This is a genomic window from Rhodanobacter sp. FW102-FHT14D06 (assembly GCF_043950705.1).
Lineage (GTDB): Bacteria > Pseudomonadota > Gammaproteobacteria > Xanthomonadales > Rhodanobacteraceae > Rhodanobacter.
Window position 1 is genome coordinate 3,575,389 of record NZ_CP170722.1, and the last position, 17,895, is coordinate 3,593,283.

General features: G+C 65.0%; 16 protein-coding genes. 10 read left to right on the top strand and 6 right to left on the bottom strand.

Going from position 1 to position 17,895, the window contains the following annotated elements; all coding sequences use genetic code 11:
* Positions 1-46 precede the first annotated feature (46 nt).
* Positions 47-973: a hypothetical protein gene (locus tag ACFCQI_RS16135; protein ID WP_395118399.1), complete on the bottom strand. Its 927-nt coding sequence runs from the start codon at positions 971-973 to the stop codon at positions 47-49.
* Between the two features lie 384 nt (positions 974-1,357).
* On the opposite strand from ACFCQI_RS16135, the gene ACFCQI_RS16140 reads away from it, so the two are divergent.
* Complete coding sequence (locus ACFCQI_RS16140) at positions 1,358-1,957, top strand: hypothetical protein (protein WP_395118401.1); 600 nt, start codon at positions 1,358-1,360, stop codon at positions 1,955-1,957.
* 68 nt (positions 1,958-2,025) lie between these two features.
* Positions 2,026-3,729 carry an ATP-dependent endonuclease gene (locus ACFCQI_RS16145; RefSeq protein ID WP_395118403.1) on the top strand — a complete coding sequence of 568 codons (1,704 nt, stop codon included), beginning with the start codon at positions 2,026-2,028 and terminating at the stop codon, positions 3,727-3,729.
* Positions 3,730-3,851: 122 nt separating this feature from the next.
* On the opposite strand, the gene ACFCQI_RS16150 is transcribed toward ACFCQI_RS16145, so the two are convergent.
* From ACFCQI_RS16150 to ACFCQI_RS16160, 3 genes are all read right to left on the bottom strand, one after another.
* Positions 3,852-5,057: an acetyl-CoA C-acyltransferase gene (locus ACFCQI_RS16150; RefSeq protein ID WP_395118405.1), complete on the bottom strand. Its 1,206-nt coding sequence runs from the start codon at positions 5,055-5,057 to the stop codon at positions 3,852-3,854.
* A 104-nt stretch (positions 5,058-5,161) separates the two neighbouring features.
* Positions 5,162-7,546: a 3-hydroxyacyl-CoA dehydrogenase/enoyl-CoA hydratase family protein gene (locus ACFCQI_RS16155; protein WP_395118407.1), complete on the bottom strand. Its 2,385-nt coding sequence runs from the start codon at positions 7,544-7,546 to the stop codon at positions 5,162-5,164.
* Positions 7,547-7,612: 66 nt separating this feature from the next.
* The gene (locus ACFCQI_RS16160; RefSeq protein ID WP_395118409.1) at positions 7,613-8,224 is read right to left on the bottom strand and encodes a TetR/AcrR family transcriptional regulator; all 612 of its coding nucleotides are present in this window, start codon (positions 8,222-8,224) and stop codon (positions 7,613-7,615) included.
* A gap of 236 nt (positions 8,225-8,460) precedes the next feature.
* Here ACFCQI_RS16160 and ndk point away from each other — a divergent pair, with 236 nt between their 5' ends.
* The 7 genes from ndk to der all read left to right on the top strand — a co-directional run bounded on the left by ndk (position 8,461) and on the right by der (position 15,358).
* Positions 8,461-8,886, top strand: coding sequence for a nucleoside-diphosphate kinase (ndk, locus tag ACFCQI_RS16165; protein WP_395118411.1), 426 nt, complete (start codon positions 8,461-8,463; stop codon positions 8,884-8,886).
* A 139-nt stretch (positions 8,887-9,025) separates the two neighbouring features.
* Positions 9,026-10,156, top strand: coding sequence for a 23S rRNA (adenine(2503)-C(2))-methyltransferase RlmN (gene rlmN / locus ACFCQI_RS16170; protein ID WP_395118413.1), 1,131 nt, complete (start codon positions 9,026-9,028; stop codon positions 10,154-10,156).
* A 22-nt stretch (positions 10,157-10,178) separates the two neighbouring features.
* The gene (gene pilW, locus ACFCQI_RS16175) at positions 10,179-10,934 is read left to right on the top strand and encodes a type IV pilus biogenesis/stability protein PilW (RefSeq protein WP_395118415.1); all 756 of its coding nucleotides are present in this window, start codon (positions 10,179-10,181) and stop codon (positions 10,932-10,934) included.
* 83 nt (positions 10,935-11,017) lie between these two features.
* A complete protein-coding gene (locus tag ACFCQI_RS16180) occupies positions 11,018-11,932 on the top strand; it encodes a helix-turn-helix domain-containing protein (RefSeq protein WP_395118417.1) in 915 nt (304 codons plus the stop codon).
* Positions 11,933-12,077: 145 nt separating this feature from the next.
* On the top strand, positions 12,078-12,728 hold the full coding sequence (locus tag ACFCQI_RS16185; RefSeq protein ID WP_395118419.1) for a YfgM family protein: 651 nt from the start codon (positions 12,078-12,080) through the stop codon (positions 12,726-12,728).
* An 8-nt stretch (positions 12,729-12,736) separates the two neighbouring features.
* Positions 12,737-13,936, top strand: a complete 1,200-nt coding sequence (gene bamB, locus ACFCQI_RS16190) for an outer membrane protein assembly factor BamB (RefSeq protein ID WP_395118421.1) — start codon at positions 12,737-12,739, stop codon at positions 13,934-13,936.
* A gap of 18 nt (positions 13,937-13,954) precedes the next feature.
* Positions 13,955-15,358 (top strand): ribosome biogenesis GTPase Der, encoded by a 1,404-nt coding sequence (gene der / locus ACFCQI_RS16195; RefSeq protein ID WP_395118423.1) that lies wholly within the window; start codon positions 13,955-13,957, stop codon positions 15,356-15,358.
* Positions 15,359-15,368: 10 nt separating this feature from the next.
* On the opposite strand, the gene ACFCQI_RS16200 is transcribed toward der, so the two are convergent.
* Positions 15,369-15,932, bottom strand: a complete 564-nt coding sequence (locus ACFCQI_RS16200) for a GNAT family N-acetyltransferase (protein ID WP_395118425.1) — start codon at positions 15,930-15,932, stop codon at positions 15,369-15,371.
* An 84-nt stretch (positions 15,933-16,016) separates the two neighbouring features.
* Here ACFCQI_RS16200 and folD point away from each other — a divergent pair, with 84 nt between their 5' ends.
* Complete coding sequence (gene folD / locus ACFCQI_RS16205) at positions 16,017-16,886, top strand: bifunctional methylenetetrahydrofolate dehydrogenase/methenyltetrahydrofolate cyclohydrolase FolD (protein WP_395118426.1); 870 nt, start codon at positions 16,017-16,019, stop codon at positions 16,884-16,886.
* 9 nt (positions 16,887-16,895) lie between these two features.
* On the opposite strand, the gene ACFCQI_RS16210 is transcribed toward folD, so the two are convergent.
* Positions 16,896-17,801 carry a cation diffusion facilitator family transporter gene (locus tag ACFCQI_RS16210; protein WP_395118428.1) on the bottom strand — a complete coding sequence of 302 codons (906 nt, stop codon included), beginning with the start codon at positions 17,799-17,801 and terminating at the stop codon, positions 16,896-16,898.
* Between the last annotated feature and the right edge of the window lie 94 nt (positions 17,802-17,895).

Sequence of the window (17,895 nt, forward strand, 5' to 3'; positions counted from 1 at the left end):
CTGCGGAGCCTCGCCTGACTCGGGTACTCGGGTTTCCGCCTTTCGTTTATCCCCAGCTCGACAACGGCATGGCACCGGGCGCGAACATCCCCTGCGGTCCGAAGTGGAACATGCGGGAGCGGTCGCGTACGTAGTCGTGGCCTTTCTCGGCGAGCACGGACCGGTTCAGTTCTTCGTACCAGCGTTGCACCGTGGTGGCGTCGGTCAGCAGCAGGAAGGTCCAGTCGGGGAACACCACGGTGACGGGTTCGTCGCCGTGCCAGGCGAACTGCGCCTCCGCGCCGTGCTGCACCATGTCGGCGCCGATCAGCTGGTTCAGCGAGCTGCGGATGCGCTCGAACTCCATGTCCGGGAGCAACGGGGTGAAGTTCTTGACGCCGTGGAGTTGGCCTTCATGGCGTCGGTTGTCGGTTTCCTTGCCGCGAACGATCACATCCTTCAGATCGTAGTCGCCGTGGATGTAGACCCAGCCCTTGCCGGCGTGGTCGAGCTGCAGGCAGCCGTAGTGGCGGGATGCGGGGTCGACGTCGACGCGCCAGCGCCACTCGGCCGAGCAGGCGGCGGCGCGGCCCACGCCCCAGGCCGCCCAGCTTTCCGGGCGCTGCGGATCACCCATGGGCGGCATCTTGTTCTCGGCCGCCAAGTATTGCATGCCGTCGTGCCAGGCCTTCATCGCCTTGTCCCGCTTGGTTGGCTTGAAAGCCCCGGGGTGCATGCCCGGGTGCACCACCAGCCCGGCGATGACGTAGTCCTGTTTCACCATGCGCCCCGCCACCGAGCGCATGGGGCCCGGCGGGTTGACGTCGGCGGTCTTGGCTTTCACCAGGGCCGGTTTGGGGTAATAGCCGGGCATGCCGACGTAGCGCAGCGAATCCTCGTTGGTATGTCGCACGAGCAGGATGACCTTGCGCTCCCGCGCCACCATGAGGAACTTCTGCAGGTCGATGCCGCGCATGCCGATGCCGATACCCATGATCGTCGTCCCTGTGTCGTATGGATGGGGGGAGTGTACGAGTTTTGAAACTCGAGATCGGAGCAAAAAGCCCCGGCGACGAGGTTCCGGACTCGGCGCGCAAGGCAATCTTTGCGTCGGTGGAACGATGGAACCCCGGCGTTGGCACTTCTTCGCGCGATGCCGAAACAAAAAAATCCCGCCATCGGCGCTGTCTGCTCAGACGACGATGTCGGGAAGGCCGGCGTCAAGGCTCTTCTGCTTGGTGGCGGGGCCACGACCTCCAACCGCGACGCCGGGCATCCCGACCACGAAAGCGCGAAGCCTTCCGCCTTGCCATGAAACGTGAGCGTCTTCGCACTCCTGCGTTATGCTCGGCCGGTATTCCGGGGGGAATGGATGACCATGAAACGCTGGCCGATGGCTGCCGCCGTCATCTGCATGGCCGCTGCAGGCTGCAGCAGGACCGATGCAGACGCACCGTCAAACACCCGCCGACCGCAGCAGGCCGGCGCGACCAACCCGCTCGCCACCGCCGGCCACCTCGCCGGCATCGAAGCCGCCGGCCTGACCGGCGACCAGCGCGCCATGCAAGGCCACGTCGACGCCATGCACAAGGACATGATGCGCTCCATGCATCTGCCCGACCCGTCACGCCCGATCAACCACGAAGCCGCCCGCACCGCCGTGCGCCCGCTGCAAGGCGTGCAATCCGTAGTCTGGATCGACCGCAGCAACCTGCTGGTGATGGTCGGCGGCAACCAGTACCGCAGCATGGCCACCATCGACCGCATCTGCCTCGCCCTGGAACCACTGGGCGACACACTGGGCGTGGTGGTCAACCTGCAGGACGTGACGGCGACGACGTCGAAAGGTGCGGATACGTTGTCGCGGAATTGCCAGTTGAGGGCAGGGGAGCGGGCGATGTTGCAGCAGAAGCGGCAGGTGGATGTGCTGGATCCGGAGGTTAGGCGGGTGTTTCGGGCGCAGCAAGGCAGGCGATAAGTGGCTCTGATCCGGTTTGCTAGCCGGAGATGAGTTAGAAAAAACAGCAATGCGTAGGGGACTGCCGTATGAAACTGATACACATCTCGATACACAACTTCCGGGGCATCATCGACGCTTCGATGTACTTCCATCCCTATACGCTGGTTGTGGGTGCGAACAATTCCGGGAAGAGCACGATCATTGATTGCATCCGGGCCTTCTACGAGAAAGATGGGTTTAAATTCAAGAAGGAAGCGGATTTCCCGCTCAAGGGTGCGGCGGATCAGGAGTCATGGGTAGAACTGACGTTTGCACTCGCTGACCAAGAACACGATTCCCTGAAGGATGAATACAAGACTGCCGAGAAAACGCTGAAGGTTAGGAAGCTCTTTCAGACCGGCGAGAAACTGCATGACGGCAAGAATGCCGCTGGCTCGATCCTTGGCTACAAGTCTGATGGCACGCTGTCTAATGAACCCTTCTATGGCGCGAAGAATGTTCAGAGCGGCAAGTTTGGCGACCTGATCTACATCCCGGCAATCAGCAAGGTCGATGAACACACCAAACTCAGTGGACCGTCGGCCCTGCGCGACTTGATCACCAACATCATGTCGGATGTCGTGGAAGGGAGCGACGCTTACAAGACCTTGACGGATAGCGTTACCACCTTTGCCGCAAGCGTTCGCACAATCGAAACTGAAGATAAGCGCTCGCTGTCAAACTTCGAAAATGACTTGAATGCTCTGCTTGCACCGTGGCAGACGAATTTCAACCTCAAATTCACCGCGCCTTCCACAGCGGAAATCATTAAATCGCTGCTCGGATGGGACATCCGCGACAACCATCATGAACAGCCGCAAGGCGTTGAGTACTTTGGCTCTGGCTTCCAGCGCCACTTCGTCTATTCACTGATTCAGCTTGGCGCAAAGTACGTGCCACAGAAGGTTGCGAAGAAGGCAAAGGACTTTGTCCCTTCCTTGAATCTAGTGCTCTTTGAAGAGCCTGAGGCATTCCTGCATCCGCCTCAACAGGAAGATCTGGCCCGTAACCTGATCAAGGTAAGTGAGGCAGCTGATTGGCAAATCGTCTGCCCTACCCATTCAGCGCACTTCGTAAGTAGAAATGCCATGCGGATTCCGACCATCATTCGGACACGACGAGCGGAGGGCATCGTCTCCACCTTCCAAATTGACGAGGCGCTATGGAACAACATCGTTGACGCTAATCACGCAATCCAGCATGTTGCAGCGAAATATCCCAACGTACTGAAGACCATGCAGGCTGATGACCTAAAACCTGAGATGGAGTCCGTGAAATTCTTCTTGTGGCTCAATCCTGACCGGGCGGGAATGCTGTTTGCACAACATGTTTTGCTGGTCGAGGGACCAAGCGAGACTGCCTTGATTAACCGGTTGCTGGATGACGGCAAGCTGGCTTTGCCCCAAGGCACGTATGTCCTGGACTGTCTCGGCAAATACAACATTCACCGTTTCATGAATCTACTGAGCGGTCTCGGTGTTGTGCATGCGGTGCTGCACGATGACGACAACAATGCAAACGAGCATCAGGAACTCAATCAGCTGATTGCGGATTCGAAGGACGCCAACTTTACGCACGCGGTCATCACGATACCGAAAGATCTTGAAAACGTGCTCGGCGTTAACTCACCTGGTGCCAGCCACAGAAAGCCTCAGCACTTGTTGTATTGTTATGCCACCAATCAAATTGACAATGCGAAGCTGACCGGGTTCTGCGAGATAGTTCAGTCCTGCTTTGTGCCGCGTACATGAGCGGCAGAGCCACAAACAAGAACGGCGCCGTATTCCTGCGGCGCCGTTCTTGTTTCCAGCCTCTGGATGATCAGCTCTGTTGTTGAAAAGCGATTCCGGCCTTTGCCGGAATGACAAGCTTTTTAGAGCGCCTCGAAAATCCCCGCCGCGCCCATTCCGGTGCCGATGCACATGGTCACCATGCCGTACTTCTGCTTGCGACGGCGCATGCCGTGCACCAGCGTGGCGATGCGCACCGCGCCGGTGGCGCCGAGCGGGTGGCCGAGCGCGATCGCGCCGCCGAGCGGGTTGACCTTGGCCGGGTCGAGCTTGAGGTCGCCCATCACGGCGAGTGCCTGGGCGGCGAAGGCTTCGTTGAGTTCGATCCAGTCGAGCTGATCCTGGGTGATGCCGGTTTGCGCGAGCGCCTTGGGAATCGCTTCCTTCGGGCCGATGCCCATGACTTCGGGCGGCACGCCGGCGACGGAGAAGCCGACGAAGCGGGCAAGCGGCTGCAGGTTGTATTGCTTGATGGCCTTTTCGCTGGCCAACAGCACGGCGCCGGCGCCGTCGGACATCTGGCTGGAGTTGCCGGCGGTGACGGTACCGCCGAACTGGCCGTTGCGGAACACGGTTTTCAACTTGGCCAGCACTTCGGGCGTGGTGCCGGCGCGCGGGCCTTCGTCCTGGTCGATGACGCGGTTGTCGGTGGTGATGCCGCGGCTGGCGAGATCCGGGTAATGGTCATCGAGCTGGAACGGGGTGATCTCGTCCTTGAACTCGCCGGCGGCCTGGGCGGCCAGGGCGCGGCGGTGGCTTTCGACCGAGAACGCGTCCTGCTGCTCGCGGCTGACTTTCCATTGCTTGGCGACGTTCTCGGCGGTGATGCCCATGCCGTAGGCGATGCCGATGTTCTCGTCCTGGAAGATCGCCGGGTTCATGGCGATCTTGTGGCCCATCATCGGCACCATGCTCATGCTCTCGGTGCCGCCGGCGAGCATCAGGTCGTCCAGGCCCAGGCGGATGCGGTCGGCGGCCATCGCCACCGACTGCAGGCCGGAGGAGCAGAAGCGGTTGACGGTGACGCCGGGCACGGTGTGCGGCAGGCCGGCCAGCAGCAGGCCGATGCGCGCCACGTTCATGCCTTGCTCGGCCTCGGGCATGGCGCAGCCGATGATGACGTCGCCGATCTGGTGCGGGTCGATGCCCGGCGCCTGCGCCATCACGGCGCGGATCACGTGGGCGAGCATGTCGTCCGGGCGGGTGTTGCGGAACACGCCGCGCGGCGCCTTGCCGACCGGGGTGCGGGTGGCGGCGACGATGTAGGCGTCCTGGATTTGTTTGGTCATGACGGAACTCCAAAAGGGTGAGAAAAGAGTGGAGAGGAGTGAGAAGTGAAAGAAAGCCTGGGCTTCGACTCTCACTCTTCACTTCCGCGCGCGCAGCGCGCTCACTAGTTCCTCAAAGGTTTGCCGGTGGTCATGGTGTGGGCGATGCGGGCCTGGGTTTTCTCGGTTTTCGCCAGCTCCACGAAGTGCTTGCGTTCCAGTGCCAGCAGCCATTCCTCGTCAACGGTCGAGCCGCGCTCGATCAGGCCGCCGCACAAGGTGTCGGCGATGCGCGAGGCGATGTCGACATCGTGCTCGGAGGCGAAGTAGCCGGCTTGCAGGTTGGCCAGTTGCGCCTTGAAGGTGGCGGTGCCGACGTCGCCGGCGACGATGACCTGGGCAGGCAGGGGCGGGCGGTAGCCGGCCTCGGCCAGCGATAGCGCCACCTTCTTGGCGACGTACAGCAGTTCATAGGCGTTGAACACGACCACGTCGCTGTCGCGCAGCAGGCCCATGTTCTTCGCCTCGATGGCGCTGGGGGAAACCTTGGCCATCGCCACGGTCTCGAACACCTTCTTCAGTTCCTCGAACGGATCGGCCGGATTGGCTTTGGACGCACGCACGGCCAGTTCATGCAGGCCGCCGCCGGCGGGCAGCAGGCCGACGCCGGCCTCGACCAGGCCGATGTAGCTTTCCAGTGCCGCAACCGTCCGGGCGGAATGCATCTGGAATTCGCAGCCGCCACCGAAGGCCATGCCGCGCACGGCGGAAACCACCGGCACCAGGGCGTGCTTGATCGCCATGCTGGTGCGCTGGAAGTTGGCGACCATCTTGCCGAAGTCGTCGAACTTGCCGTCCTTCAGCAGGCCCAGTGCGCCCTTGAGATCCGCGCCGGCGGAGAAGGGCTCGCCGGTCTGCCAGATCACCACCGCCTTGAGCTTTTCCTCGGCCAGCCTGATCGCGTGCTGGATGCCGTCGAGCACGTGGTCGTTGACCGTGTTCATCTTGGTCTTGAACGAGATGATGCCGACGCCGTCGTCGCCCAGCGTCCACAGGCGGATGCCGTCGTTCTCCCACACCGTGCTGCCGGTGTCGAACTTCTCGCCCAGGATCGGATCGGGGAACAACTGGCGCTGGTACACCGGGTGCTGCGAACGCGGCTTGTCGGCGTTGGCGCTGGCCGAATACGAACCGTTCTTGCCGTGCACGCCCGTGCGGCCGTCGGTGACCCAGGCGGGCAGGGGCGCATCGCTCATCGCCTTGCCGGCCTTGATGTCTTCATTGATCCATTCGGCGACCTGCTGCCAGCCCGCGGCCTGCCAGGTCTCGAACGGCCCGAGCTTCCAGCCATAGCCCCAGCGGATGGCGAAATCCACGTCGCGCGCGGTGTCCGCGATGTCGGCCAGGTGATAGGCGGTGTAGTGGAACAGATCGCGGAAAGTGGCCCACAGGAACTGCGCCTGCGGGTCGCTGGAGGCGCGCAGCTTGCCGAACTTCTCGGCGGGGTCCTTGATCGCCAAAATCGCGGCGACTTCATCGGAGGGCCTTTGTTCGGACGGGCGGAAGTCCTGCTTGGCCACATCCAATACTTGGATGTCCTTGCCGACCTTCTTGTAGAAGCCGCCGCCGGTCTTCTGGCCCAACGCACCCTTCTCGATCAGGCCGGCCAGCCACGCCGGCGCCTTGAAGTACCGGTGCCAGGGATCGTCGGGCAGGGTATCGGCCATGGTCTTGATGACGTGGGCCATGGTGTCCAGGCCGACCACGTCGGCGGTGCGGTAGGTGGCGCTCTTGGGGCGACCCACGGCCGGGCCGGTCAGCGCGTCGACGGTGTCGAAGCCGAGCTTGAACTGCTCGGTGTGATGCATGGTGGCGAGCATCGAGAACACGCCGATGCGGTTGCCGATGAAGTTGGGCGTGTCCTTGGCGATCACCACGCCCTTGCCGACGGTGGTGACCAGGAAGGCTTCGAGGCCGTCCAGCACGTTCTGGTCGGTGAGCCGGGTCGGGATCAACTCGACCAGGTGCATGTAGCGCGGCGGATTGAAGAAGTGCACGCCGCAGAAGCGGTGGCGCATTTCCTCCGGCAGCGCCTCGGCCAGCGTGTTGATCGACAGGCCCGAGGTATTGGAGGCGATGATCGCGGTCTTCGACAGGTGGCCGGCGATCTTCTTGTACAGGTCGAGTTTCCAGTCCATGCGCTCGGCAATGGCCTCGATGACCAGGTCGACATCCTTCAGGTGATCGAGATCATCGTCGTAGTTGGCCGGGATGATCGAGGCGGCCAGGGCCTTGTCGGCCAGCGGGGCCGGCGACAGCTTGGCCAGGTTGGCGATCGCCTTCAGCGCGATGCCGCTCTTCGGACCCTCTTTCGCGGGCAGGTCGAACAGCACGGTTTCCACGCCGGCGTTGGTCAGGTGCGCGGCAATCTGCGCGCCCATGACACCGGCGCCCAGCACGGCGGCCTTGCGGATGCGCAAGCCGAGGGTGGGGGAAGATGCAGCGGTCATTGGATTCTCCGATGGTGCGATGGTGGTGACGCGATCAATGGGGCAGGCAGCGCTGGCGGGGCGAGTTCACGGGTGGCTCAGCCCGGCGGCGGCGAAGCGGATCAGGTGCTGGACGGTCTGCTCAAGATGCTCTTGTTCGCTGACGTCGCCCTTGCGCTGGATCATGCCGAAGCCCGACATGGCGTGGGTCAGCGCACCGGTCACGAGGTCGATGCGCCAGTACAGCTCGGCCTTGCCCAGGTGCGGCAGCAGCCGGGCGAATTCGGCGGTGAACTGGCGCATGACGTGGCCGTAGTTCTCCGACAGGAAGCGGCGCAAGTTGTCGTCGTGCTCCGCGAAGGCGCGCGCCAGCACGCGCATGAACAGGGCACCCTTGCCGTCGTGCGACAGCTCCAGCGCCGGGCGGATGTAGGCGGCGAGCACCTGTTCGAGCGTGGCCTCGCCGCCGGCCAGCTTGTGCAGGGCGGCCAGGCGATTGGCATTCAAGGCGTCCAGGCGCCGGCGGAATACCTCCTCGACCAGTTTCTCCTTGGAGCCGAAGTGGTAGTTGACGGCGGCCAGGTTGACCCCGGCGGCCGCGGTAAGCTGGCGCAGCGAGGCGCCATCGAAGCCGCGCTGGGCGAACATTTTTTCCGCGGTGCCGAGGATGCGATCCCGGGTGGAGCTAGTCGAGTTCACGGAAGCGGACGTCCTTTGGCAGCTGACGCGATTCAAACGATCGTTTGAGCATACGGGAAGCGCTTCCCGGGCGTCAAACGAGCGTATGGATCAGGCCTGCGCGATCCTTGCCAATGAGCTAGAATCTGTCAGACTTTAGTGGGCTAAATCCTCATTCCTTGTCGGAATTGGCTACCTTTGCCGGTAGTTGCCCGCTCAATCACTTTTCCCGAAATCCGTCAGCCGGAGCAGATCCCATGGCGCTGGAGCGCACCCTTTCCATCATCAAGCCCGATGCCGTCGCCAAGAACGTCATCGGCGAAATCTACGCCCGTTTCGAAAAGGCCGGCCTGAAAATCGTCGCCGCCCGCATGAAGCAGCTGTCGCGCGCCGAGGCCGAAGGCTTCTATGCCGTACATCGCGAGCGCCCGTTCTTCAAGGCCCTGGTCGAGTTCATGATCTCCGGCCCGGTGATGATCAGCGTGCTGGAGGGCGAAAACGCCGTGCTGGCCCATCGTGACCTGATGGGCGCCACCAACCCGAAGGAAGCTGCGCCGGGCACGATCCGCGCCGACTTCGCCGAGTCGATCGACGCCAACGCCGTGCATGGCTCCGACGCCGTGGAAACCGCCAAGGTGGAGATCGCCTATTTCTTTGCGGCGACGGATGTGGTTTCGCGTTAATTTCGTGCGTTCATCCTTGAACGCGAAGATCAGACAGCGGCCACTCGTGGCCACACAGTAGAAACAAGTGCGTTCGTCCCTGAACGCGAAGATCAAACAGCGGCCATCCGTGGCCGCACTCTTCAATAAGAGCCACTCTTTGAACTCAGTTGTCGCCAGCTCGAACAAGGTCAACCTGCTCGATTTCGATCGCCAGGGTCTGCGTGATTTCTTCACGCAGATCGGCGAGAAGCCGTATCGTGCCGAGCAGGTGATGAAGTGGATCTACCACGACCTGGAAGACAACTTCGAAAACATGACCGACGTGGGCAAGGCGCTGCGCGCCAAGCTCACCGAGGCTTGCTACATCGGCGCACCCAAGACGCTGCTGGACAAGGTCGCCACCGACGGCACGCACAAGTGGCTGCTGGGCATGGATTCGGGCAATGCGATCGAGACGGTCTACATCCCCGAGCCGACCCGCGGCACCTTGTGCGTGTCCTCGCAGATCGGCTGTGCGCTGAACTGCCAGTTCTGCTCCACCGGCGCGCAGGGCTTCAACCGCAACCTGTCCACCGCCGAGATCATCGGCCAGGTGTGGGTGGCGGCGAAGTACCTGGGCAACGTCACCCACCAGAACCGGCGCATCACCAACGTGGTGATGATGGGCATGGGCGAGCCGCTGGCCAATTTCGACAACGTGCTGAAGGCGATGAAGCTGATGCGCGACGACCTGGGCTTCGGCCTGGCATCGAAGCGCGTCACCTTGTCCACTGCCGGCCTGGTGCCGCTGATCGACCAGTTGTCCGATGCCATCGACGTGTCGCTGGCGGTGTCGCTGCACGCGGCCAACGACGAGCTGCGCACCGAACTGATGCCGATCAACAAGCGCTACCCGATCGCCGAGCTGCTGGCGGCCTGCCAGCGCTGGGTCGCGCGCAAGCCGCGCACCTCGATCACCTTCGAATACACCTTGATGAAAGGCGTCAACGACCAGCCCGAGCACGCCCGCCAGCTCATCAAGCTGATGCGCAAGCTGCCCACGTGCAAGGTCAACCTGATTCCGTTCAACCCTTTCCCGGGTACGCAGTTCGCGCGCTCGGACGCGGCTGCGATCCACGATTTCCAGAGTCAGCTGCTCAATGCCGGCGTGCTGACCATGCTGCGCCGAACCCGCGGCGACGACATCGACGCGGCCTGCGGCCAGTTGGCGGGGCAGGTCGCCGACCGTACCCGGCGCAGCGCCGAACTTCGCAAACGGCAGAACCAGGGGGCTTTGCATGCGCTTTGACCGGGTGGTGATTCCCTGCTTGTTGTTCGCCCTGGCCGGCTGCGTCACCACGCATACCAACACCGGTGCGCTGGGCAAGCCGCTGCCGCAGGAGAGCAAGGCCGAGCAGGCCACGGACGCGGCGCGCATCCACACCGAACTGGGCCAGCATTACCTTGCCACCGGCGACCTGCAGACGGCGCTGAGCAAGGTGCAGATGGCGCTCCAGTTCGACCCGAACTACGCTCCCGCCCATACCGTCCTCGCCTACATCGACGCGCGGATCGGCAAGCTGGCCGAAGCGGAGCGGCACTACCGCAAGGCGGTGGCGCTGGAGCCGACCAAGGGTGCCTGGAACAACAACCTCGGCCAGTTCCTGTGTTCGCGGGGCAACTATGCCGAGGGCGAAACCTATTTTCGCAAGGCAGTGGCCGATCCGTTCTACGCCACCCCTTCGGAGGCCCTGGCCAACGCCGGCGTCTGCCAACTGATGGCAGGCGACAAAACCAAGGCAGAAGCGGATTTTCGTGACGCCATCGCGCGAAATCCGCAGAATGGCGAGGCACTCTTCCAGCTCGCAAACCTTCTTTACCAGGGGAAAGATGCGTTTCGCGCAAGGGCATTCCTGCAGCGTTTCGACGCGCTGGGCAAACCGACTGCCGCCGCGCTGAAACTGGGGTACGACATCGAATCAAGCATGGGCAACCCGGAGGGGGCCCGCAATTATCTCAAGCGACTGCGCAGCCAGTTCCCGGACTCGGAACAGGCGCACGCCCTTGACTCCATCGACAACCCATGACGTCCATGCAGCAGTCTCCCATGTTCGACCACGCGCCTGACGGCACCCATTCTTCCCTCGCCCATGGAGCGGGGCAGGGAGCGATGGCCGGTGAATCGGCCCAGCCGAGTTTCGGCAGCCGGCTGCGCGCGGCGCGCGAGGCACGCGGGCTCGATCTCGAGGCCTGCGCCAACGCGCTGCGGTTGCCGGTGCGGGTGTTGCGCAAGCTGGAACTGGATCAGTACGACGGCACCGACTCCAAGGTCTACCTGGGCAGCTACATCGCCAAGTACGGGCGCCACCTGGGCATCAACGACGCCTCCATCCGGCTCGAAGTGGACCGCATCCGCCAGGTCGACGCGCCGCTGGTGACCAGTGGTGGCATCTCCCATTCGCGCTTCCTGTTCGACCGCTACGCCACTGCGGCCACCTACGTGGTGCTGACGCTGGTGATCGCCGTGCCCACGCTCTGGTTCGGCGTGAAAAGCACGCTGGATCGGGACATCACCCATTTGGCCCCGCTGGACGCCGCCCCGGTGGCACAGCAGGAGCAAGCCGGCACCAGCACCCCGGCGATGGTTGCCGCCGACCGCGCCCGCCAGCCGGCGGCGCCGGTGCAGGCCGCGGCCGCCGACACGGCATCAGAGCAGCCGTTGCTGGCCTCGATGGCGCCGTTCCCGAGCCTCGCCAGCGACACTCGTCCGGCCGTGCCTGCGCCGCCGGCAGCGATGGTCGCCGCCGGCAGCGGTGGCCATCAGCTGGAGCTGACGCTCAGCGCGCCGAGCTGGGTCGAGGTGACCCGTGCCGACGGCACGCGTCTCGAATACGGTTTGCTGCCGGCGGGCAGTCACGCCGTCTATCACAGCGACCAGCCGCTGAACGTGAGCATCGGCAACGTCGGCGGCGCCCAGGTCGCGATCGACGGGCAGGCGGTGGGAATGGATGATTTCCGCCGCGCCAACGTCGCGCATTTCCGCGTGCAAGTGCAGGACGGCAAGGCCTCCGCCACTGCCCTCTGATCGGCATCGCCGCCGCTGCCGGCGACCCAATTCGGTTATGCTTGCGCACTGCCCGCCTGCGACCAGGCGGGTCTGATCCACCCATTACCTGTGTTTACGCGCTGGACTGCGCCAAGCGGTGCGCGGCCTATTGAACGGTGATTGCATGGCATTTGAAGAGTACGACAAGTACGAACAGAGCGAGTTGGTACAGAAGTGGCTGCGCGAGAACGGCGTTTCGATCGTTGTCGGTGTTCTTATCGGACTGGTCGGCATCTTCGGATGGCAGCAATGGCGCAACCACCAGGCCCGCAACGAGAGCGCGGCCTCGCAGCTCTACCAGCAGGCCAAGGTGGCGCAGCTGTCGGGCAAGCCCGACGTGGCCGCCCAGTTGACCGACCAGTTGATGAAGGATTACGCCAAATCGCCGTATGCGCTGTTCGCGGTCAGCGACCGCGCCCGCCAGCAAGTGCAGGACAAGCAACTGGACAAGGCCCAGGTCTCGCTGGAGTGGGCCGAAAGCCACACCACCGAAGAGCCGCTGAAGTCGCTGACCCTGGTGCGCATCGCGCGGGTCGAATTGGCGCGCGACCAGGCCCAGGCCTCGCTGGCCACGCTCGACCGCGTGCCGCCCGGCAGCTTCCAGGGCATGGTGCAGGAACTCCGCGGCGATGCGATGGTCAAGCTTGGACGCATGGACGATGCACGCAAGGCCTACCAGGCGGCCATGTCGGCACTGAGCGAGGACGCCCCGCAACGCGGCGCCTTGCAGATGAAACTCGATGACCTGGCCGTGGCCGGGAAGCAGGGTGCATGAAAGTTCACATGATCAAACGCGCCATGCTGGTTTCGCTGGTTTCGCTGCTGACGCTCGCCGGCTGCCACTCCTTCAAGAAGGAGAACGTGCAGCCGCCGACGCCGCTGGCCAAGGATTTCAAGCCGACGGTGCAGGTGACGCGACTGTGGCACGAACGAGTGGGCGACGGCGCGGGCGACAGTGGCGTGCGGCTGCGTCCGACCGTGGTCGATGGCGTGCTCTACGCCGACAGCACCGACGGCAAGCTGGCCGCCTTCGACGCGGCGACCGGCAAGACGCTGTGGTCGAAGAGTTCGCGCACGCACGGCTGGTTCGGCTGGGGCGACAAGAAGCGCAAGGACGCCCAATATGCGGGCGGTCCGGCGGTAGGCGGCGACCTGCTCGCGGTGGGCACGCTGGACGGCCACGTCTACGGCGTCAACGCAAAGGACGGCAGCCCGCGCTGGGAAGCCGAACTCAATACCCAGGTGCTGGCCTCGCCGGTGATCATCGGCAACCAGGTCATCGTGCGCGGCAGCAACGGCCGGGTTTATTCCCTTGACGCGGCCACCGGCGAGCGCCAGTGGGTGAACGACCAGGGCAACGTGCCGCTGCTGAGCGTGCGCGGCAACGGCGGCTTGCTGGTCGCCAACGGCGTGGTGTTCTTCGGCAGCGACGACGGCCTGCTGGTCGCGCTGCGCCTGGACAACGGCAGCAAGCTGTGGGAGCAGCGCCTGGCCAGCGGCGAGGGCCGCACCGAGATCGACCGTCTGAACGATGCCGACGGCGCGATCCTGCTCGACGGCAGCACCCTCTACGGCACCGCCTACCACGGCAACGTGGTGGCCATCGACGGCCCCAGTGGCCGCCCGCTGTGGTCGCATCCGTTCTCCAGCTATACCTCGCTGGCGGTGAAATACAATGCCATCTTCGGCGTCGACGATCAGTCGCGCGTGTGGGCCTTCGACAAGTCCGGCGGCGCCGACATGTGGAAGAACGACGCGCTCCGCTACCGCTGGCTGACCGGGCCGGCCGTGCAGGGCAACTACGTGGTGGTCGGCGATGCCGAAGGCTATGTGCACTGGCTGCAGACCGGCGACGGCGCGTTGGCCGCGCGCGAGCGGCTTTCCAAGAAGGCGATCCGCGCGCAGCCGCTGGTGGTGGGCGATGTCGTGTACGTCCAGGACGTGAAGGGCCACATCGGCGCCTACCGCCTGTCCTCGCCCTGATCGCGGGACGAAGTTTCCATGCTGCCCGTCGTCGCCCTGGTCGGTCGCCCCAATGTCGGCAAATCGACCCTGTTCAACGTGCTCACGCGCAGCCGCGACGCGCTGGTGGCCGACATGCCCGGGGTCACCCGCGATCGCCACTACGGTGCGTGCCATCTGGGTGAGCGCCCGTTTCTCGCGGTCGATACCGGTGGTCTGTCGGGTGTCGAGGAGGCGATCGACGTCCTTACCGCGCGGCAAGTGCGACTGGCGATCGAGGAGGCCCAGGTGCTGGTCTTCGTGGTCGATGCGCGCGACGGCCTGCTGCCGCAGGATCACGTGATCCTTGGCGAGTTGCGCCGCAGCGGCAAGCCGATCATCGCCGCCGTGAACAAGATCGACGGCCTGGATGAACAGGCCGCCCTGGCGGAATTCGCTGCCTTCGGCATGGCCACCACCTTGCCGATTTCCGCTGCGCATGGTCGCGGCACCGACGAGTTGATCCGCGCCGTGCTGCCGCTGTTGCCGCCGGACGAGGATGCCGCGAACGAGCCGGCCACGGAGGACGGCAGTATCCGCGTGGCGATCGTTGGCCGCCCGAACGCCGGCAAGTCCACGCTGATCAACCGCCTGCTGGGCGAAGAACGGCTGATCGTCTCCGACGTCGCGGGCACCACGCGCGACCCGATCCGCGTGCCGCTGGAGCGCGACGGCAAGCGTTACACCCTGATCGACACCGCCGGCATCCGACGCAAGGCGCGGGTCGAGGAGGCGGTGGAGAAGTTCAGCGTGATCAAGACGCTGCAGTCGATCGCCGCCGCCCAGGTGGTGGTGATGATGGTCGACGCGCGCGAGAACCTGGCCGACCAGGACCTTACCCTGATCGGCTACGCCATCGACGAGGGCAGGGCGCTGGTGATCGCGCTCAACAAGTGGGATGGCCTGGACGCCTATCAGCGCGAGGAATGCCTGCGCGCGCTGGATCGTCGGCTGGTGTTCGTCGACTGGGCCAAGCGCGTGCACATATCGGCGCTGCACGGTTCCGGGCTGCGCGAGCTGATGCGCGCGGTGGTGCGCGCGCACGCGTCGGCGACCAGGGAGCTGAGCTCCTCCGACCTGACCCGCACGCTGGAAAAGGCGTACGAAAGCTACCAGCCGCCGCTGGTCAACGGCCATGCGCCGAAGCTGCGCTTTGCGCATCCGGGCGGCACCAATCCGCCGACCATCGTCATCCACGGCACGCGCACCAAGCACATCGCGCCGGCCTACCAGCGCTACCTGGAAAACTTCTTCCGCAAACGCTACAAGCTCGAAGGCACGCCGGTCCGCATTGCCTTCCGCGAGGGCGAAAACCCCTACGCCGGACGCAAGAAGGTGCTGACCAAGGAGCAACAGCACAAGGCCCGCCGCCGGCTCAGCGAACTGATCAAGCGCACGCGCTGATCGTCGACGCTCAGGGAAGATCCGACGGCAGCAGCCCGTACACCGCCGCGTCCCGCGGTTGCCCCTCCACCAGCAAGCGCTGGCGCGCGATCGACTCGAATCGTGCGCCGATGCGCAGCGCCGTGGCGCGGCTGGCTGCGTTGTCCGGCAGCGCCACGATCTCGATGCGGATCAGCCCCAACTGCTCGAACCCGAAGCGCGCGACGCGCTGCGCCGCCGCCGTCGCCAGCCCGCGCCGCTGGCAGCCCTGGCGCATCCAGTAACCGAGATTGGCGCGGCGGTGGATCGGCTCGAACTGGTTGAGCCCCACGCCGCCCAGCAGCGAGCCGTCGGCCGCACTGCGCACCGCGAAGGCGAAATGGTTGCCGGCCTGCCAGCCGTCCTGGCAATGCGCGATCCATGCATGGGCGGCATCGTGGCCGTAGTCGGCGCGACACCACGGCAGCCAGCGCCCGACGCTGTCCACAGAGTCGCGCACGGCATCCACCAGGGCGTCGGCGTCAGCGCGGTTCCAAGGGCGCAACCGCACGCGCGCGTCGCCCAGCTCGATCGTGTATTGCGGGTCGTGTCCCATCAGCCTGCCTGGTTGCCGGCGCGCTGCCGTTTGTGCGCATGTCGTCCAGCCCGGATAATGCATCCTTTACGGCCAGGGATCAGCATGAGCGCACGCATACTCGACGGCAAACGCATCGCCCGGGAACTGCTGGAACAGCTGCACCTGCGCGTGGCCGAACGGGTCGGTCGGGGCCTGCCCGCACCGGGGCTGGCCGTGGTGCTGGTCGGCAGCGACGCGGCCTCGACGGTGTACGTGCGCAACAAGCGCAAGGCCTGCCACCAGGTGGGCTTCCGTTCCTTCGATCACGACCTTCCGGCCGAGACCACGCAGGCCGAGTTGTTCGCGCTGATCGACCGCCTCAACGCCGACCCGCAGGTGCACGGCATCCTGGTGCAGTCGCCGCTGCCGGCACACATCGACGAAGACGCGCTGGTCGACCGCATCGACCCGGACAAGGACGTGGACGGGTTCCAGGCAGTCAACGTGGGGCGGCTGGCGCTGCGCCGGTTCGGCCTGCGGCCGTGCACCCCGCGCGGCGTGATGACCCTGCTCGGCCACACCGATCGGCCGGTGCGCGGGCAGCATGCGGTGGTGGTGGGCGTGTCCAACCACGTCGGCCGGCCGCTGGTGCTGGAGCTGATGATCGCCGGTTGCACCACCACCTCGTGCCATCGCTTCACGCGGGAGCTGGAAAGTTTCGTGCGCCAGGCCGACATCGTGATCGTCGCGGTCGGCAAGCCCGGCCTGGTGCGGGGCGACTGGATCAAGCCCGGCGCGGTGGTGATCGACGTCGGCATCAATCGGCTGGAGGACGGCCGGCTGGTCGGCGACGTGGAGTTCGCCCCGGCCGCCGAGCGCGCCAGCTGGATCACGCCGGTGCCGGGCGGGGTGGGGCCGATGACCGTCGCCACCTTGATGGAGAACACGCTGGAAGCGGCCGAGGCACAGGCTGCCCGCGGCAGCGCCGGCTAGGTCGTTCGCTCAGCTGCGGTGGCCGGTGTCGTGCGCCTCGAGCGAACAGGGCGTCGCGACCACCTGGCCGCTGGCCGCATGGTCGGTCTGGATGGTCGTATGCGTGATCGCGAATCGATCGCGCAACATGGCTTCCAGTTCGCGGCGCACGTCGTGGCAGTCGACGTCGAGCTCGACGAAGACGTGTGCCGACAGCGCCGGCATGCCCGAGGTCACTTCCCACACGTGCAGGTCGTCCACCCGCGTGACCGCGGGCAGGGCGTGCATGGCCTGGCCGATCGCGTCCGGTTCCAGTCCGCGCGGCGCCGCCTCCAGGAAAACCCGGCCGGCATCGCGCACCAGCCCGATGCCGGCCTTGAGCATCAGCGCCGCAACCACCAGCGCCGCCAGGGAATCGAACTGGTTCCACCCCGTCCACCAGACCAGCACGCCGGCCACCGCCGTGGCGATGAATGCATACAGGTCGGTGAGCACGTGCTGGTAACTGCCCTGGATGTTGAGGCTTTCCCGGTTGGCCTTGTGCATCGCCCACACCGCCAGCAGGTTCACGCCGATGCCCGCCACCGCCACGAAGGTGACCAGCAGGCCGTGCACGGCGGGCGGGTGGATCAGCCGGCGCACGGCCTCGACCACGAACCACGCCGAGAGCAACAGCAAGGTCACGCCATTGGCCTGCGCGCTGAGAATTTCCACCCGCTTGAGCCCGAACGTGTAGCTGCCGCGCGCCGGTCGGCTGGCCAGCCGCATCGCCACCAGCGCCAGGGCGATCGCGCCGACGTCGGTCAGCATGTGGCCGGCATCGGAGATCAGCGCCAGCGATTGAGCCAGCATGCCGACCACCACCTCGACGATCATGAAACCCAGCAGCAACAGCAGGGCGATCGTCAGATAACGCCGATCGGCATCACGGGCCACGCCGTGGGCATGCGGATGACCGGCCGCATGGGGATGGGCATGGTCGTGTCCCTGCGCGTGATCGCGAGGGTGATCGTGGGGGTGATCGTGAGAG

Excerpts from the sequence above, each read along its gene's own strand:
- ACFCQI_RS16140 (WP_395118401.1), top strand. The coding sequence starts at position 1,358 with ATGAAACGCTGGCCGATGGCTGCCGCCGTCATCTGCATGGCCGCTGCA.
- ACFCQI_RS16180 (WP_395118417.1), top strand. The coding sequence starts at position 11,018 with ATGGCCGGTGAATCGGCCCAGCCGAGTTTCGGCAGCCGGCTGCGCGCG.
- ACFCQI_RS16145 (WP_395118403.1), top strand. The coding sequence starts at position 2,026 with ATGAAACTGATACACATCTCGATACACAACTTCCGGGGCATCATCGAC.
- ACFCQI_RS16155 (WP_395118407.1), bottom strand. The coding sequence starts at position 7,546 with ATGACCGCTGCATCTTCCCCCACCCTCGGCTTGCGCATCCGCAAGGCC.
- ndk (WP_395118411.1), top strand. The coding sequence starts at position 8,461 with ATGGCGCTGGAGCGCACCCTTTCCATCATCAAGCCCGATGCCGTCGCC.
- bamB (WP_395118421.1), top strand. The coding sequence starts at position 12,737 with ATGATCAAACGCGCCATGCTGGTTTCGCTGGTTTCGCTGCTGACGCTC.
- der (WP_395118423.1), top strand. The coding sequence starts at position 13,955 with ATGCTGCCCGTCGTCGCCCTGGTCGGTCGCCCCAATGTCGGCAAATCG.
- ACFCQI_RS16150 (WP_395118405.1), bottom strand. The coding sequence starts at position 5,057 with ATGACCAAACAAATCCAGGACGCCTACATCGTCGCCGCCACCCGCACC.
- folD (WP_395118426.1), top strand. The coding sequence starts at position 16,017 with ATGAGCGCACGCATACTCGACGGCAAACGCATCGCCCGGGAACTGCTG.
- ACFCQI_RS16200 (WP_395118425.1), bottom strand. The coding sequence starts at position 15,932 with ATGGGACACGACCCGCAATACACGATCGAGCTGGGCGACGCGCGCGTG.
- ACFCQI_RS16185 (WP_395118419.1), top strand. The coding sequence starts at position 12,078 with ATGGCATTTGAAGAGTACGACAAGTACGAACAGAGCGAGTTGGTACAG.
- ACFCQI_RS16135 (WP_395118399.1), bottom strand. The coding sequence starts at position 973 with ATGGGTATCGGCATCGGCATGCGCGGCATCGACCTGCAGAAGTTCCTC.